The sequence below is a fragment of the Aliidiomarina minuta genome (assembly GCF_003987145.1).
Lineage (GTDB): Bacteria > Pseudomonadota > Gammaproteobacteria > Enterobacterales > Alteromonadaceae > Aliidiomarina > Aliidiomarina minuta.
In genome coordinates this window covers 1,735,483-1,751,522 of sequence record NZ_PIPL01000001.1, presented here as the reverse complement: position 1 = coordinate 1,751,522, position 16,040 = coordinate 1,735,483, and the positions used below count along the sequence as shown (strand labels likewise).

12 protein-coding genes are annotated in these 16,040 nt (G+C 49.5%); 8 read left to right on the top strand and 4 right to left on the bottom strand.

Features of this window, described 5'->3' with window-relative positions; translation table 11 throughout:
* Nucleotides 1–407 precede the first annotated feature (407 nt).
* The 6 genes from rpsL (at nt 408) to CWE09_RS08390 (ending at nt 7,491) form a co-directional block, all read left to right on the top strand.
* A complete protein-coding gene (gene rpsL / locus CWE09_RS08415; protein WP_126803526.1) occupies nt 408–782 on the top strand; it encodes a 30S ribosomal protein S12 in 375 nt (124 codons plus the stop codon).
* Between the two features lie 82 nt (nt 783–864).
* Nucleotides 865–1,335, top strand: a complete 471-nt coding sequence (gene rpsG, locus CWE09_RS08410; protein ID WP_126803525.1) for a 30S ribosomal protein S7 — start codon at nt 865–867, stop codon at nt 1,333–1,335.
* A 33-nt stretch (nt 1,336–1,368) separates the two neighbouring features.
* Nucleotides 1,369–3,492, top strand: coding sequence for an elongation factor G (fusA, locus tag CWE09_RS08405; RefSeq protein ID WP_126803524.1), 2,124 nt, complete (start codon nt 1,369–1,371; stop codon nt 3,490–3,492).
* A 61-nt stretch (nt 3,493–3,553) separates the two neighbouring features.
* On the top strand, nt 3,554–4,738 hold the full coding sequence (gene tuf / locus CWE09_RS08400) for an elongation factor Tu (protein WP_126803523.1): 1,185 nt from the start codon (nt 3,554–3,556) through the stop codon (nt 4,736–4,738).
* A gap of 248 nt (nt 4,739–4,986) precedes the next feature.
* Complete coding sequence (locus tag CWE09_RS08395) at nt 4,987–6,579, top strand: AbgT family transporter (protein ID WP_126803522.1); 1,593 nt, start codon at nt 4,987–4,989, stop codon at nt 6,577–6,579.
* A 93-nt stretch (nt 6,580–6,672) separates the two neighbouring features.
* Nucleotides 6,673–7,491 (top strand): hypothetical protein, encoded by an 819-nt coding sequence (locus CWE09_RS08390; RefSeq protein WP_126803521.1) that lies wholly within the window; start codon nt 6,673–6,675, stop codon nt 7,489–7,491.
* Here the strand turns inward: CWE09_RS08390 and CWE09_RS08385 are convergent.
* The 3 genes from CWE09_RS08385 to uvrA are packed head-to-tail and all read right to left on the bottom strand — an operon-like array spanning nt 7,485 to nt 11,703.
* Complete coding sequence (locus tag CWE09_RS08385) at nt 7,485–8,423, bottom strand: glutaminase (RefSeq protein WP_126803520.1); 939 nt, start codon at nt 8,421–8,423, stop codon at nt 7,485–7,487. The two genes, CWE09_RS08390 and CWE09_RS08385, sit on opposite strands and share 7 nt — an antisense overlap.
* Before the next feature lie 27 nt (nt 8,424–8,450).
* Nucleotides 8,451–8,861, bottom strand: coding sequence for an acyl-CoA thioesterase (locus tag CWE09_RS08380; RefSeq protein WP_126803519.1), 411 nt, complete (start codon nt 8,859–8,861; stop codon nt 8,451–8,453).
* Between the two features lie 13 nt (nt 8,862–8,874).
* Nucleotides 8,875–11,703, bottom strand: a complete 2,829-nt coding sequence (gene uvrA / locus CWE09_RS08375) for an excinuclease ABC subunit UvrA (protein WP_126803518.1) — start codon at nt 11,701–11,703, stop codon at nt 8,875–8,877.
* Between the two features lie 192 nt (nt 11,704–11,895).
* Between uvrA and CWE09_RS08370 the strand changes: the two genes are divergently transcribed.
* Together CWE09_RS08370 and ssb are read left to right on the top strand one after the other, a co-directional pair.
* Nucleotides 11,896–13,266, top strand: coding sequence for an MFS transporter (locus CWE09_RS08370; protein ID WP_126803517.1), 1,371 nt, complete (start codon nt 11,896–11,898; stop codon nt 13,264–13,266).
* 21 nt (nt 13,267–13,287) lie between these two features.
* On the top strand, nt 13,288–13,929 hold the full coding sequence (gene ssb / locus CWE09_RS08365) for a single-stranded DNA-binding protein (RefSeq protein ID WP_126803516.1): 642 nt from the start codon (nt 13,288–13,290) through the stop codon (nt 13,927–13,929).
* 65 nt (nt 13,930–13,994) lie between these two features.
* Here ssb and CWE09_RS08360 read toward each other — a convergent pair whose 3' ends face one another.
* Complete coding sequence (locus CWE09_RS08360) at nt 13,995–16,013, bottom strand: bifunctional metallophosphatase/5'-nucleotidase (protein ID WP_126803515.1); 2,019 nt, start codon at nt 16,011–16,013, stop codon at nt 13,995–13,997.
* Between the last annotated feature and the right edge of the window lie 27 nt (nt 16,014–16,040).

Sequence of the window (16,040 nt, the reverse complement as noted above, 5' to 3'; positions counted from 1 at the left end):
GGAGGTCTGCTCGTGATAGCGCCCGGGTGCATGAATGGTCCAGCCAGGTGGGAAGCGGATACATCGCAACGGCAGGCACAGCCTGCCCTACGTGAAATCTGGCTGATGTCGGGTAGGGCAGGTTCCACCTGCCGTGGTAGCCATCCGCGCGCACAATGCCTGGATATTGAGACACGGAAAACGACGCTCCAAAGCCGGGTTAATAGCGTAAAACCCCGACGGATCGCGAGATGTGGTTGACAGGGCATTTTATGACCTATAAAATTCGGCCTCCCCGAGATGGGGAATTACTTGGAATAGATGGTCAGTAATAGCGACTGAAACCATTAAAACCAAAGCGGCGCTTGGGTGTTTTCACCCGGGCGCTTTGTGTCGTTCTGAAAAAGTACTGATTACTTGGAGAAACCATGGCAACAGTAAATCAATTAGTGCGTAAGCCGCGCAAAGCACCAGTTGTGAAAAGCAACGTGCCTGCGTTAGAAGCTTGCCCACAGAAACGTGGTGTATGTACTCGTGTATATACCACCACTCCTAAGAAACCAAACTCGGCATTACGTAAAGTATGTCGTGTGCGCTTAACCAACGGTTTTGAAGTTACTTCATATATCGGTGGTGAAGGCCATAACCTGCAAGAGCACAGTGTTGTTCTTATTCGTGGCGGTCGTGTTAAAGACTTGCCAGGTGTGCGTTATCACACCGTTCGCGGCGCATTGGATTGTGCTGGCGTAAATGATCGCAGACAGGGTCGTTCTAAGTACGGCGCAAAACGGCCTAAGTCCTAACGGAACTCCGTTTTTAGTAAGGCCAAACTTTTAAATTTATTATTATGTTTTGGGTAATCCCTGAAGACATCGGAGAATTAAGATGCCAAGAAGACGCGTAGTCGGCCAACGAAAAATCCTTCCGGATCCTAAGTTCGGATCAGAGTTGTTGGCGAAGTTTATTAATATTGTCATGGTTGATGGCAAGAAATCAGTCGCTGAAAGAATCATTTATGGTGCGTTGGATATCGTTGCTGAAAAGGGCGATAAAGACCACATGGAAGTATTCGAAACTGCATTGGACAACATTCGTCCAAGCGTAGAGGTTAAGTCACGTCGTGTAGGTGGCTCAACTTATCAGGTACCAGTAGAAGTTCGTCCGGTACGTCGTAACACTCTGGCTATGCGCTGGATGGTTGACGCTGCCCGCTCACGTGGTGAGAAGTCCATGGCTCAACGCCTGGCTGGCGAAATGTTAGATGCCTCTTTGAACAAGGGTTCTGCGGTTAAGAAGCGTGAAGACGTACACCGTATGGCAGACGCGAACAAAGCGTTCGCTCACTATCGCTGGTAATTCACGCTCGTACTCAATTAAGAGGAATATAACGTGGCAAGAAAAACTTCTATCGAGCGCTATCGTAATATCGGTATCGTCGCTCACGTAGACGCTGGTAAAACCACAACTACAGAACGTGTTTTGTTTTACACCGGCCTTTCTCATAAGGTTGGTGAAGTTCATGATGGCGCAGCCACTATGGACTGGATGGAACAGGAACAGGAACGCGGTATCACCATCACCTCAGCAGCGACAACTTGCTTCTGGAGTGGTATGGAGAAGCAGTTCCCAGAACACCGTATCAACATCATTGATACTCCGGGTCACGTTGACTTCACCATCGAAGTTGAACGTTCCCTGCGTGTTCTTGATGGCGCTGTTGTAGTTCTGTGTGCTTCTTCTGGTGTTCAGCCGCAAACTGAAACTGTTTGGCGTCAGGCTAACAAATATGAAGTACCGCGCATGGTATTCGTCAATAAGATGGACCGTGCCGGCGCTGACTTCATGTCTGTAGTGAACCAGATGAAGAGCCGTTTGGCTGCTAATCCAGTTCCAATTCATATCCCAATCGGTGCTGAAGAGAACTTTAAAGGCGTTATCGACCTGATTAAGATGAAGGCGATTAACTGGAACGAAGAAGACTTAGGTATGAGCTTTACCTATGCTGAAATTCCAGATGACCTGAAAGATGAAGCCGAAGAAATGCACAATCAGTTAGTAGAAGCTGCGGCGGAAGCTAACGAAGAACTGATGAACAAGTATCTGGAAGGCGAAGAGCTGACTGAAGCTGAAATTAAGCTTGGTTTGCGTACTCGTACCCTGAACAATGAAATCGTTCTGACTCTGTGTGGTTCTGCGTTCAAGAACAAAGGTGTACAGGCGATGCTGGATTCGGTTATCGAATACCTGCCGTCGCCAACTGAAGTTAAGCCAATTACTGGTATTAACGATGACGAATCTGAAGGTGTGCGTGAAGCAGACGACAACGCGCCTTTCTCGGCGTTGGCGTTTAAAATCGCAACTGACCCATTCGTAGGTACTCTGACCTTCTTCCGTGTTTACTCAGGTGTTGTTAACACGGGTGACTCTGTTTTCAACCCGGTTAAGCATAAGAAAGAACGCTTTGGCCGTATCGTACAGATGCATTCTAATAACCGTGAAGAGCTGAAAGAAGTTCGTGCGGGTGACATCGCGGCTGCTATCGGCCTTAAAGATGTAACCACCGGTGATACCTTGTGTGATATTCAACACAAAATCACACTGGAGCGCATGGAATTCCCAGAACCGGTTATTGATATCGCGGTTGAGCCAAAGACTAAAGCTGACCAGGAAAAAATGGGTATTGCTTTAGGTAAACTGGCTGCAGAAGATCCGTCGTTCCGTGTTAAAACGGACGAAGAATCTGGTCAGACGATCATTTCTGGTATGGGCGAATTGCACCTGGACATCATCGTTGACCGTATGAAACGTGAATTTAGCGTGGAATGTAACGTGGGTAAACCTCAGGTTGCATACCGAGAAGCGATTCGCGACAAGGTTGAAGTTGAAGGCAAATTTGTGCGTCAATCAGGTGGTCGTGGTCAGTATGGTCACGTTTGGTTGCGTCTTGAGCCGTTAGCTATCGACGAAAATGACGAAGATGCGCCTACTTACGAATTCGTCAATGAAATCGTCGGTGGTGTGGTACCGAAGGAATATATTCCTGCGGTCGACAAAGGTATCCAGGAACAGATGCAGCAAGGTGTGTTGGCTGGCTTCCAGGTACTGGGCGTGAAAGCGACTCTGTATGATGGTTCTTACCATGATGTTGACTCCAACGAAATGGCGTTTAAAATCGCTGGTAGCATGGGTTTCAAAAAAGGTGCGTTGCAGGCAAATCCAGCAATCCTTGAGCCGATGATGAAAGTTGAAGTGACCACTCCAGAAGAGTTCATGGGTGATGTAGTAGGTGACCTGAACCGTCGTCGCGGTATCATCGAAGGCATGGAAGATGCCCCAGGTGGACTGAAAGCGGTGAACGGACAGGTACCACTGTCTGAGCTGTTTGGTTATGCGACTGATCTGCGCTCACAAACTCAGGGCCGTGCTTCTTACTCTATGGAGTTCCTGAAGTATGCTGAAGCTCCGAAGAACATTGCTGAGTCAGTAATTGAGTCTCGTAACGCTAAAAATTAATTAAGGTCTGGTCCCGGTCCTTGAGGATCGGGCTTTAAACTTTGTTAGAAAGGAAATAGTAATGGCTAAAGAAAAATTTGAACGTAGTAAGCCGCACGTAAACGTCGGCACCATCGGTCACGTTGACCACGGTAAAACTACTTTGACTGCAGCAATCACTACCGTACTTGCAAAAGTATACGGCGGTGCTGCAAAAGACTTCGCATCTATCGATAATGCTCCAGAAGAGCGCGAGCGTGGTATCACTATCTCAACCTCACACGTTGAGTATGACACTCCGATCCGTCACTATGCGCACGTTGATTGCCCAGGTCACGCTGACTACGTTAAGAACATGATTACTGGTGCTGCTCAGATGGACGGCGCTATTCTGGTAGTTGCTGCGACTGATGGCCCAATGCCACAGACGCGTGAGCACATCCTGCTGTCTCGTCAGGTTGGCGTTCCTTTCATCGTTGTATTCATGAACAAATGTGACATGGTCGATGATGAAGAGCTGCTTGAGCTGGTCGAGATGGAAGTTCGTGAACTGCTGTCTGAGTACGATTTCCCAGGTGACGACCTGCCAGTTATTCAGGGCTCAGCTCTGAAAGCCCTGGAAGGCGACGAAGCATGGACACAAAAAATCGTTGAGTTGGCCGAAGCACTGGACACTTATATCCCAGAGCCAGAGCGTGACATCGACAAGCCGTTCCTGATGCCTATCGAAGACGTATTCTCTATTTCTGGCCGCGGTACTGTAGTAACCGGTCGTGTAGAGCGCGGTATCGTAAACACAGGTGACGAAGTTGAAATCGTTGGTATCAAAGATACGACGAAGACAGTTGTAACTGGTGTTGAGATGTTCCGTAAGCTGCTTGACGAAGGTCGTGCAGGTGAGAACATCGGTGCGCTTCTGCGTGGTACGAAGCGTGAAGACATCCAACGTGGTCAGGTACTGGCGAAGCCAGGTTCAATCACTCCGCATACTAAGTTCGAAGCGGAAGTGTATGTACTGAGCAAAGAAGAAGGTGGTCGTCATACGCCATTCTTCAAAGGCTACCGTCCCCAGTTTTACTTCCGTACGACAGACGTTACGGGTGCAGTAGAGCTTCCAGAAGGCGTAGAAATGGTTATGCCTGGTGACAACATCAAATTCGTAGTGGATCTGATTGCACCAATCGCTATGGACGACGGTCTGCGTTTCGCGATTCGCGAAGGTGGCCGTACAGTAGGCGCTGGCGTAGTATCAAAAATCCTGGATTAATATCCGGCTGATTTAGAAAAGGCTCCTTCGGGAGCCTTTTTTTATGGTGAAAACGTTTTTATCCGTTTTTTCGTTGTTTGGGTACGGGCATTGAGGGAATTGAATAATGCAGGTAAAACAGAGTTCAAAGTAAATACGCCAGACTAGTTACAAAGCCCGGTTTCGAAAGCCGGGCTTTTGTTTTACAATGCTGCGCTAGCTTATAACTATGAGCGTGCCACGATAGGCCGCCGAGAGAGGAAATCCCGATGTCTAAAGGCCAACCTGAAGCTTCCCCTTCAGATAAAAAACGCGGCGCTTTTACCCGTTTTCTTGATACCGTAGAGTACCTGGGTAATCTGTTACCCCATCCTGTTACCTTATTCGCGCTATTTTGTTTAGTGGTTATTGTGGCTAGTGGCATCGCCGCTTTTTTTGGCCTTAATGTAGCGGATCCGCGACCTGCTACTGAAGGCGAAATCATCGGTGTTAACAGCCTGATGAGCGGTGAAGGCTTGCGTTACATAGTGTCTAACCTGGTCCCTAACTTCACTGGCTTCCCGCCATTAGGCGTCGTGCTAGTGGCGATTCTTGGTGTGGGCATAGCTGAACGTTCTGGCATGTTGTCAGCCATGATGCGTGGCATGGTGATGAACGCATCTCCGCGTATGGTAACGGTCACTATAGTCTTTGCCGGCGTTGTTTCAAATACGGCTTCTGAGCTTGGCTATGTGGTGCTGGTACCTTTAGCCGCGATGATATTCCACTCTCTTGGGCGTCACCCTCTGGCAGGCCTGGCAGCTGCCTTTGCTGGGGTGTCTGCCGGTTATAGCGCTAACTTATTCATTGGAACCGTTGACCCCTTGTTATCAGGTTTTACCACCTCGGCGGCTCAGCTTATCGACCCTGACTATGTGGTCGGCCCGGAGATGAACTGGTACTTCATGTTTATCAGTACCTTCCTGGTAGCCGGACTGGGTGCTTTTGTGACGGAAAAGATCGTCGAACCTAAACTGGGCAAATACAACCCTGGCGACATGGATCCGAATGCGGAGATCGACGAAAACGTAAAAATGGAAAAATTAAGCAAGCTGGAGAAAAAAGGCCTTATTTATGCAGGACTGACTTTTTTTGGTTTGTTAGTTTTGCTTGCGTTAACAATCATTCCGGAAGCTGGGGTATTGCGCAATCAGGAAACTGGTGGTGTGGCAGGCTCTCCTTTCCTTAACGGGATTGTGGTCTTTATCTTTGTGACCTTCGCGATTCCAGGTCTTGTCTACGGTTATGTTACCCGGGTGCTGCGTTCGGACCGGGACGTCATAGACGCTATGGCCGCCAGTATGAGCTCAATGGGTTTATACATAGTCCTGGTGTTCTTTGCCGCTCAGTTTGTCGCATTTTTTGGCTGGACTAACTTCGGCACTATTATGGCGGTGAATGGAGCAAGTTTGCTCGAGAGCATTAACCTGACTGGGCCTTTAGTCTTTGTAGTATTTATTCTGATGTGTGCCTTTGTTAATCTTATGCTAGGTTCCGCTTCTGCACAGTGGGCGGTTACAGCGCCTATCTTCGTACCCATGCTGATGCTGGTTGGATATGCGCCTGAGCTGGTGCAGGCCGCCTACCGTATTGGTGATTCTGTGACTAATATCATTACACCAATGATGAGCTATTTTGGGCTTATTCTGGCGGTTGCTGCCCGTTATCAGAAGAATTTAGGTATAGGTACTCTGATTGCCATTATGCTGCCTTATTCGATGGTCTTCCTGGCTGGCTGGATAGTGCTGTTTTATCTTTGGGTATTCATACTGGGTATGCCAGTAGGTCCTGGTGCCGCGACTTATTACTCTATTGGAGGGTAAAACCTCAGAGTTTTGCTGTTCAACGCATTAAGTTGACAGGCCAGAGTGAAATAGTAAGTATGACTGCATGTTAACGAATTTGCCGGAGGCTTAGTGCAAGCAGTTTTAAGGAAGACGATAGCCCTTTTAGTGGTTGTGTTTTGTGCCGCGCAAACGGCCCTTGCCTATAATGCTCTGGAGGAGGATGCTCCAGAGCAGGATAATGCGACTGTCGAAGTGATTGTGGCCGCTTATGAGTTTCCGCCTTATTATTCGTCAAGATTAGAGCGTCATGTACTAGGTGAATTGCTGGAGCTACTCAACCAGCACCAGTCGGATTATGAGTTTTCAATTCATGAAGTGCGCCCTCAGCAACGTTATCAGGCGATTTCCGGACAGGGTTGTTGCAGTGTTTTGTTTTTTGAGTCGGCGCAGTGGGGCTGGCAACCGTTGCTTGAGGAAGGCGTGATAACTTTAGGACCTGTATTGACGGAAGGTTCTGATCATTATGTTCATCTTCAGGGCCGGCGGGATGTGGAGGTAGAACGAATCGGTGGCGTGGTTGGTTATCACTACGGACTGGTTGGTTATCAAGACGACAAGAATCTGCTGGAAGAAGAGTACAACCTGTACCTGGCAGACACGAAACGCACTCTGATTAATATGCTACTAGGGGAGCGTTTGGATATGATCATGTTAGGCTCTGAATACTTAAGTGCGCTACGTAAAAACGAACCCGATTTATACGAACAGTTTCTGGTATCGGATGAGAAGGATCAGGAATACAGAACGCGATTAATGCTACAAACTAAGGGTGATGTGTCTTTATCCTGGATGCAACAGCAGCTAATCTATTTATCTGAAGAGGATTTGTTAGAGCCGCTGTTTGCCAGTTTTGGTCTGGAGCAGGCCTTGGTTTTCAGCCCTCAATAAACCGAAAGTCCTAATTTTTCTGCTAGCCTGGTGATCATGCTCATGCCCAGACAGGAGTTTCCGAACTGATTCAGCCTCGGACTCCAGGCGCAAATCACACCATAATTAGGTACTACAGCTACAATGCCTCCACCGACGCCACTTTTAGCGGGTAACCCCACCGTGAAAGCAAACTCGCCGGACTGATCATACATGCCACTGGTAGAAAGTATGGCGTTCACCCGGTGTGCATCGCGTCGGGTGCAAATCTGATCACCCGTGCCGGGTTGCATGCCCCGGTTGGCCAGAAAACCCAGACTACGGGCCAGATTCCGGCAGGACATCTCGATAGAGCATTGAAAAAAATAGTGATCGAGCACGTCTTCAACTTCAGACTCTATGTTGGCAAAGCTTTTCATCAGATAAGCGAGCGCGGCATTCCGATTGCCATGTATTTTTTCAGACTGGTACACATCCTGATTGATATGAATATCATCTTTATTAGCTAAGCTGCGTACAAAGTTGACCATGGCGGCTTTACTGGCTGAATAATGGCTGGTCAGGGTGTCTGCTACCACAATAGCGCCGGCATTAATGAAAGGGTTGCGGGGTATGCCATGCTCCCATTCCAGCTGCACTATAGAGTTAAAAGCATGCCCGGATGGTTCCATGTGTACCCGGTGCCAAAGGTCGTCGCCCATGCGGCCCATGGCCAGTACCAGGCCAAATATTTTGGATACGCTCTGAATGGAAAAAGGAATATCAGCATCGCCAGCCGTGTGCACTTCGCCATCCAGTGTCGCTATAGCTATTCCGCAATGATTCGGATTCACCATTGCAAGTGCCGGGATATAGTTTGCTACTTCACCGCTTACGGGCTGATTAAGTGCGTCACTAAGTATCTCTTCAAGCATCAGTTCCTGATTGCTGGGACGTCCAGGCGTAGCATCCATCTTAATTCCTTACTTACCGTTCAAGACTTATTGTTTAAGAGGGTGCTCAGGGTGAGCTTTTTCTTTAAGCTTAAGTTTTATTTCATCAGCTATTGGCAGTGAGCATTCGTTCTTATAATCATAGTTGACCAGCGTGCTGGCCCCTTTGGCGCATAATTTATCTTTTTGCCAGATTTCGCTACCAATGACAAAGGAGCTGTTACCAATGCGAGAAATGTAGGTATTAATAGTAACCGGAAAACCAAAATAGACCGGGCGCAAAAAGTCTACATTGAGGTTAGCCACAATAAGGCTGATTTCATAAGGACTGCCCTGACTGGCAAAAAGTTCGAAAACCGGAATCCGACCGGTTTCTATCCAGGCCGGAATAACGGTATTGTTGACATGCCCTAGTGCATCAGTTTCATAAAAACGTACTTTTAGTTCTTCGCTATACATACTGCGTCCCTTGTTATTTTAACTGTTTTAATAATGGCTTCAGGAAGCGTGCCGTATGCGATGTTTTGCTATTGGCCACCTCTTCCGGAGTTCCCTGTTCCAGAATCTCACCGCCGCCGTGGCCGCCCTCAGGACCTAAATCAACGATCCAGTCTGCGGTTTTGATAACGTCCAGGTTGTGCTCAATAATAACGATTGTATTACCGTGATCCCGTAGGCGGTGCAATACCATAAGTAGCTGCTGAATGTCATGAAAATGCAGGCCTGTGGTAGGTTCATCGAGTATGTATAGGGTTTTCCCGGTATCCCGCTTGGACAATTCCCGGCTCAGTTTAACACGCTGTGCTTCACCACCTGACAGGGTAGTGGCCGCCTGACCGAGGCGTATGTAAGAAAGGCCCACGTCCATCAGAGTCTGCAGCTTACGAGCCAGTGCCGGTACAGGAGCAAAAAACTCACGGGCTTCTTCTACGGTCATTTCCAGTACTTCGTGGATATTTTTACCTTTGTACTGAATCTCCAGTGTTTCGCGGTTGTAACGTTTACCCTTACACACATCACAAGGCACATAGACGTCAGGTAAGAAGTGCATCTCGACTTTAATCATACCGTCGCCCTGACAGGCTTCGCAGCGTCCACCTTTAACGTTGAAACTGAAGCGTCCGGGTTTATATCCGCGGGAGCGAGCTTCCGGTACTGCAGCAAAGAATTCGCGAATAGGCGTAAAAATACCCGTATAGGTAGCCGGATTCGAGCGCGGGGTGCGCCCAATCGGGCTTTGATCGATATCTACTACTTTATCGAGTAGTTCTAAACCATGCACACTCTCATAAGGTGCCGCTTCGCCGGTCGTGGCGCCATTCAGTTCATGATGTGCTAAAGGATACAGAGTGTCGTTGATAAGGGTCGATTTACCCGAACCTGAAACCCCGGTAACACAGGTCATAAGTCCGATGGGTAACTTCAGGTGCACCCCTTTCAGGTTGTTACCAGTTGCACCTCTAACTTCCAGCCATTCTTTACCTGGCTTGTTACGCTGACCGGGTATTTCAATACGCTGACGGCCAGACAGGTAATCACCGGTAAGTGAGTCTTTACTGGCAATAATATCTTCAACATTACCCTGTGCTACCACATGACCGCCGTGAACACCTGCACCTGGGCCAATATCGATAACATGATCAGCGCTACGAATAGCGTCTTCATCATGCTCCACGACGAGCACCGTATTGCCCAGATCACGTAAATGGCGCAGCGTAGTCAGCAAGCGCTCATTATCGCGCTGATGAAGGCCAATAGAAGGTTCATCCAGCACGTACATAACGCCCACCAGACCAGCACCGATTTGGCTGGCCAGCCGGATACGCTGAGCTTCACCGCCAGACAGGGTTTCGGCACTGCGCGAGAGGCTTAAATAATTAAGGCCCACGTTAACCAGAAAACGTAGGCGGTCATTAATTTCTTTGAGAATCTTTTCGGCAATTTTAGCGCGCTGACCTTCTAGCTCGAGCGAGCTGAAAAACTCCAGGGCATCGCCAATAGATTTTTCGACCACGGTTGGCAAGGTAGTTTCACCAACAAATACATTACGGGCTTCCTCGCGCAACCTTGCGCCGCCACAGGATTTGCAAGGCTGGGTTGCCAGGTATTTGGAAAGCTCTTCACGTACCGCGCTGGAGTCAGTTTCCCGATAGCGCCGCTGCATGTTTGGAATAATGCCTTCAAATGTGTGCTTACGGGTTACGGTATCGCCGCGGTCATTCACATATTGAAAGCGGATCTCTTCGTCGCCACTGCCATGCAGTACTTTGTTCTGAATCTCTTCTGATAAAGCATTAAAGGGTGCGTTCAGATCAAATGTATAGTGCTTGGATAACGAGCGCAGCATCTGGTAATAATAGAAATTACGTTTATCCCAACCGCGGATAGCGCCGCCGGTAAGGCTCAGGTCCGAATTACCCACTACCTTGTCGGCGTCAAAGAACTGCTCAACACCCAGACCGTCACAAGTCTGACAGGCGCCGGCCGGATTATTGAATGAAAACAGCCGCGGTTCCAGTTCCTGCATGCTATAACCGCACACAGGGCAGGCGAAGTTGGCGGAAAATGTAAGCACATCGCCATCGCCTTCCATAGGTGCGATAAAGGCAGTGCCACCGCTTAAATCAAGTGCGGTTTCAAATGACTCGGCTAAGCGTAGTTCCAGGCCTGGACGTACTTTCAGCCGATCCACCACCACTTCAATATTGTGTTTCTTATGCAGTTCCAGCGTTGGAGGGTCGCTTAAATCACAGACATTGCCATCGACCCGGGCACGCAGGAAACCCTGGGTGGCCAGATTTTCCAGAGTTTTCTGATGCTCGCCTTTACGACCCTGAACAACAGGGGCCAGCAACATGATTTTACTGCCTTCAGGTAGCTCAAGTACCTGGTCAACCATCTGGCTGATAGTTTGTGCAGCCAGTGGCTCGGAGTGGGTTGGACAACGTGGTTCACCAACCCGCGCATACATCAGGCGCAGATAATCGTAAATTTCAGTGATAGTACCCACGGTAGAACGCGGGTTATGTGACGTCGATTTCTGTTCTATGGAAATAGCTGGAGATAAACCTTCAATGGAATCCACATCCGGTTTTTCCATCAGACTCAGAAACTGGCGCGCATAGGCAGAGAGTGACTCGACATAACGACGCTGACCTTCTGCATAGAGGGTATCAAATGCAAGTGATGACTTCCCAGAGCCTGACAGGCCAGTGATGACCACCAGTTTGTCACGCGGGATCTCTAAATGAATGTCTTTCAGGTTGTGCGTGCGGGCACCGCGAATGTCAATTTTGTCCATAATCTCCGAACTTCTGTTGTGACGAGTCTGGCCGTTAAAGGCAACCCCGATGGGCAAACCACTATTATTGCATATTATGCCAGCAACGGTGAAGCATACGCTCAGCGTGGTTCAATCTAATCCTATCTGGTACACTGTCGCCTCGCAAAAAAGGCCACTATGCAGTCAGCTTTTCTAAACAGGTGTGGGTACGTGGATAAGCAAGGTTTAAACAGGGTAGAAAAGAAAGCAGCGGTCTCTCTGGCGTCGGTGTTTGGCTTGCGCATGCTCGGCCTGTTTTTGATCATGCCTGTGCTCGCCGTCTATGGTCAGGATTACGTCGACTATTCTCCATTACTGATTGGCATAGCCATTGGCGCTTATGGCCTGACGCAGGCTATTTTGCAGATACCTATGGGCTGGGTTTCCGACCGGATTGGACGTCGTCCGGTGATCATAGGCGGCCTGATAGTTTTTGCTATTGGTAGTGTCGTTGCGGCCACGGCGGACACTTTGACCGGTGTTATTATAGGCCGGGCTATCCAGGGCGCGGGCGCTATCGCCAGTGCAATTCTGGCGCTGGCTTCAGATTGTTCGCGCGATGAACAACGGCCGAAAGTGATGGCCATTATTGGTTTGTGCATTGGCCTTTCCTTTGCCCTGGCGCTGGTGTTAGGCCCCTGGTTAGGCGGCATCGTGGGCATGAGCGGTCTGTTCTGGTTCACCGCTATCACGGCATTGTTTGCGGTTGTACTGGTGCTAACAGTGACCCCTAAAGCCGTTAACCGAACACCAAAGCGTGATGTAGTACCCGTACCTGCAGAAATCAGACGACTGCTTGCTAATAATCAGTTGATGCGGCTTAATTTTGGTATTTTCGTATTGCACATGGTGCTGACGGCCTGGTTCGTCACCTTGCCGCTGACGCTGGTCAATGCCGGGTTGGCGGCAGAAAGCCATGGCTGGTTGTATCTACCAACACTATTTTTATCATTTGCCGTGATGGTGCCCATGATGATCCGGGCTATGCGGCGCCAACAACAGCTACCCACTTTCAGAGTGGCAATTGCCCTATTAGTGATTGGGCTGTCGGTAATTGCTTATTTTGCCGAATCGTTATGGGTTTTATACCTGGGCGTATGGATCTTTTTTATCGGCTTCAACTACCTTGAAGCGAGCCTGCCCGCTATGCTTGCGCAATTTGCCCCCGCCGGAAGTAAAGGCAGTGCCAGTGGAATTTACACAAGTTGCCAGTTTTTTGGAGCCTTCGTTGGTGGTATAACTGGGGGTTACATTATGCAAACCCTGGGCATGGTCGGCGTGATGCTGTTTTGCATAGTGCTGTTACTGCTATGGTTAGCCATTAGTTTTCGCATGCGCCTGGCAACGGGCGTCGCCAACCTCAGTTTGCGGGTAGCGCAGATAACAGACGTGCAGGCCGCTGAACTGGCGGAGCGTCTGGCAGAGCAGCGCGGTGTGATGGAAGCTATTGTGATAGCGGACGAAGGCATTACCTACCTGAAAATAGAACGAGATACTTTTGACGAGAAGGCAGCACGAGAAATGCTGGCCGCATACAACTAAAGATGGATAAAGGAGAGTGGCATGGCCAGTCGTGGAATTAATAAGGTTATCCTGATCGGTAACCTGGGAGCAGATCCCGAAATACGTTATACACAGAACAGCACAGCGATCGCAAACTTAAGCGTCGCGACCAGTGAAACCTGGAAAGACAAGCAAAGCGGTGAGCAACGCGAACAGACCGAATGGCATCGTGTGGTTTGTTATCGTCGTCTGGCGGAAATTGCTGGCGAATACCTGCGTAAAGGTTCTAAGGTGTATATTGAAGGCCGCCTGCAAACCCGTAAATGGCAGGGACAGGACGGTAAAGATAATTACACGACTGAGATAGTTTGCAACGAAATGCAAATGCTGGATGGCCGTTCAGGCGGCGGTCAGCAAGGTGGCGGCAACTTTGCGGGTCAGCAGTCTGCCCCTCAGGGTGGCCAGCAGGGCGGTGGTTTTGCTGGTGGTCAGCAGCAGCCAGCGCCTGCAGCTCAGCCTCAGGGCGGTTATAGCGGCGGCCAGCAACAGCAAGGCGGTTACGGTGGTCAGCAGCAAGGTGGCCAGCCACAACAAGGTGGTCAGGGGCAGCAGCAGGGCGGTCAGCAACAAGGCGGTCAGGCAGCACCTAAACCTCAGCCACTGGCGCCGGATCCTGATTTTGATGATGACATTCCTTTTTAACGAACATCATCTGACGCAAGGATAATATCAAGTGAGCCAGTTGCCCTTAGCAACTGGCTTTTTTCTTATTCGCCTGAATTTTTGCGTTGCAGCCTGACCACTGGCTCGGCCAGTTTTAACAGCGGTCCTGGCTGGTTGGAGACGAACTCAACTACGGCCAGTGCGTCGGTATTGCAGTGAATATGCTCAGCGTCGCAATTCAGCGCTTCGTTGGCATAATGTACCTCTAAGCGGTCGCCGCTCTTGCTGATGTGGCTGACTTCAAAGGCTTGTAGATTGCCATCGACATAGGCTAAGTCGACACGGTTTGTGTTTTCTTTCTGCGCTTCATAAACAGCGTCCCAGCCATCATTGCCGGTGGCGTTGTAGCTGTTCATCGCCACGTTATAAAGCACATTGTCCTGCAAGCGGCGCCAGCGAGGCTGCTCAAGGGTGCCCTGATTGATATCTACACTCAGAAGCCTGCCGTCCTGGCCTGCTTCTGTTTCCTGGAAGTGATAACGCAGGTTGCCCGGGTAAGGGTACTTGCCGGCATGCGCGCCCTCAGGCAGGGTCTGTTTAATAGTCGAGTGCAGCAGCGCTTTAATCACTGAGCCGCGTAACGGCACTATCGACATGAAGTTAGCAAAGGGTAGTAGCTCCAGCGTGATGTCGCCGGCGCGTAGTTCGCCTTCATTAATAGATGTGCGGATACCGCCAGCACCCACCAGGGCAAGATCAGCACGTAATCCTGCAATAGCAACCACCTCCGGACTTCTGGCCCAGGCATATTGAGCATGGGCGACAATAGGTGCGACAGCGGAGCCATGCTCATTGCTGCCGTCATCACCAGGGCGGCGGACGTGGCGCAGGGGTTCCGGCACCATGGCAATGACCGGGCCGTACGCTGCTTCTACTGCGGGTTTATAATGGGTATCTATATGGGTTCGCAGTGCTTCATCTTCGTCAATGCTACGTATGTTAGGCTGGCGCTCAATGAAATTCAGAACCGCCTGGCGGGCATCGCTGTCTAATAGTTGTTCTGCCTGACGGTTGGCATGGCGATAAAAGTTATCTCCGCTTAATAAACGATTGCCACCTTCGCAGCTAAGCAGATTACCATCCTGCTCAAAGCGCACACGCACTTTACCTATGGCTTGTGCATATTCCCCCGCCTGCACTACGCAGGTGCGGCCCTGACCGTCCGGATTGTCTATCTGTTGGGCATATGTCGCGTTACGACCCAGGTTCAGATTACTGAAGTCACCCAGTAGTGAGTGTGAATGACCGCCGACGATGAGCGCAATACCATTGACTTGGCTGGCTATTTCAACATCCACTGCATGGCCAAGATGGGTAACTGCAATAATATTCTGAATGCCTAAAGCCTGTATTTCATCAACTGTAGCCTGCGCCGATTCTGCCATATTAAAAAACTCAACTTCACCAGTGTTAGGGGCAATTGAAGGCATATCGTCCAGTGCTATACCCAGCACCGCTACCAGGTGTTTATCCTGCGGCAGGTTGCGCAGGTCGTCGAGTTTAGTTTTCTGATAACCGTCAAAAGCAAATACAGTATAAGGTTTCAGATTGCGCTGTTCTTTTAAGTCCGGATCCTGGCTGGTGTCTATATTGGCAGCGAGCACTGGAAAATTAATATCCTCAATAAACTGATTTAACAGAGTGTTGTTTAAATCAAATTCGTGGTTTCCCAGCGCCATCGCATCTATGCCCATCTGGCTCAGGATATCTGCATTCATACGCCCTTCGTTGACTTTAAAATAGGCCGTTCCCTGCCAGGCATCGCCGCCATGCAGGAACAGAAGGCTACGGTCATCCTGTTGCGCCTGTTGTCGATATTCATTAATTTGGCTAAGCAGGCGCGGATGCCCGCCAAACTCGTTGAAGACCTGCTCGCCTTCTGCAGCAAAGCTGGCAGCAACGGGGTCAAATGCGGAGTGGGTATCATTAATGTGGGCAATGCTGAGTTCAAAGGGATAACTCAGGGAAGTGCTCTTCAGAGAGGTGCTTTGCTGTTGGCTGGCACAACTGATAAGCAGCAGACAACTAAGGGTTGCGACGATAAAAGGTTTAGCAAAATACATTAGGTATTTTCTCTTTAGCTAAGCAGA

Excerpts from the sequence above, each read along its gene's own strand:
- rpsL (WP_126803526.1), top strand. The coding sequence starts at position 408 with ATGGCAACAGTAAATCAATTAGTGCGTAAGCCGCGCAAAGCACCAGTT.
- tuf (WP_126803523.1), top strand. The coding sequence starts at position 3,554 with ATGGCTAAAGAAAAATTTGAACGTAGTAAGCCGCACGTAAACGTCGGC.
- CWE09_RS08380 (WP_126803519.1), bottom strand. The coding sequence starts at position 8,861 with ATGTATAGCGAAGAACTAAAAGTACGTTTTTATGAAACTGATGCACTA.
- rpsG (WP_126803525.1), top strand. The coding sequence starts at position 865 with ATGCCAAGAAGACGCGTAGTCGGCCAACGAAAAATCCTTCCGGATCCT.
- CWE09_RS08385 (WP_126803520.1), bottom strand. The coding sequence starts at position 8,423 with ATGGATGCTACGCCTGGACGTCCCAGCAATCAGGAACTGATGCTTGAA.
- CWE09_RS08395 (WP_126803522.1), top strand. The coding sequence starts at position 4,987 with ATGTCTAAAGGCCAACCTGAAGCTTCCCCTTCAGATAAAAAACGCGGC.
- ssb (WP_126803516.1), top strand. The coding sequence starts at position 13,288 with ATGGCCAGTCGTGGAATTAATAAGGTTATCCTGATCGGTAACCTGGGA.
- uvrA (WP_126803518.1), bottom strand. The coding sequence starts at position 11,703 with ATGGACAAAATTGACATTCGCGGTGCCCGCACGCACAACCTGAAAGAC.
- CWE09_RS08360 (WP_126803515.1), bottom strand. The coding sequence starts at position 16,013 with ATGTATTTTGCTAAACCTTTTATCGTCGCAACCCTTAGTTGTCTGCTG.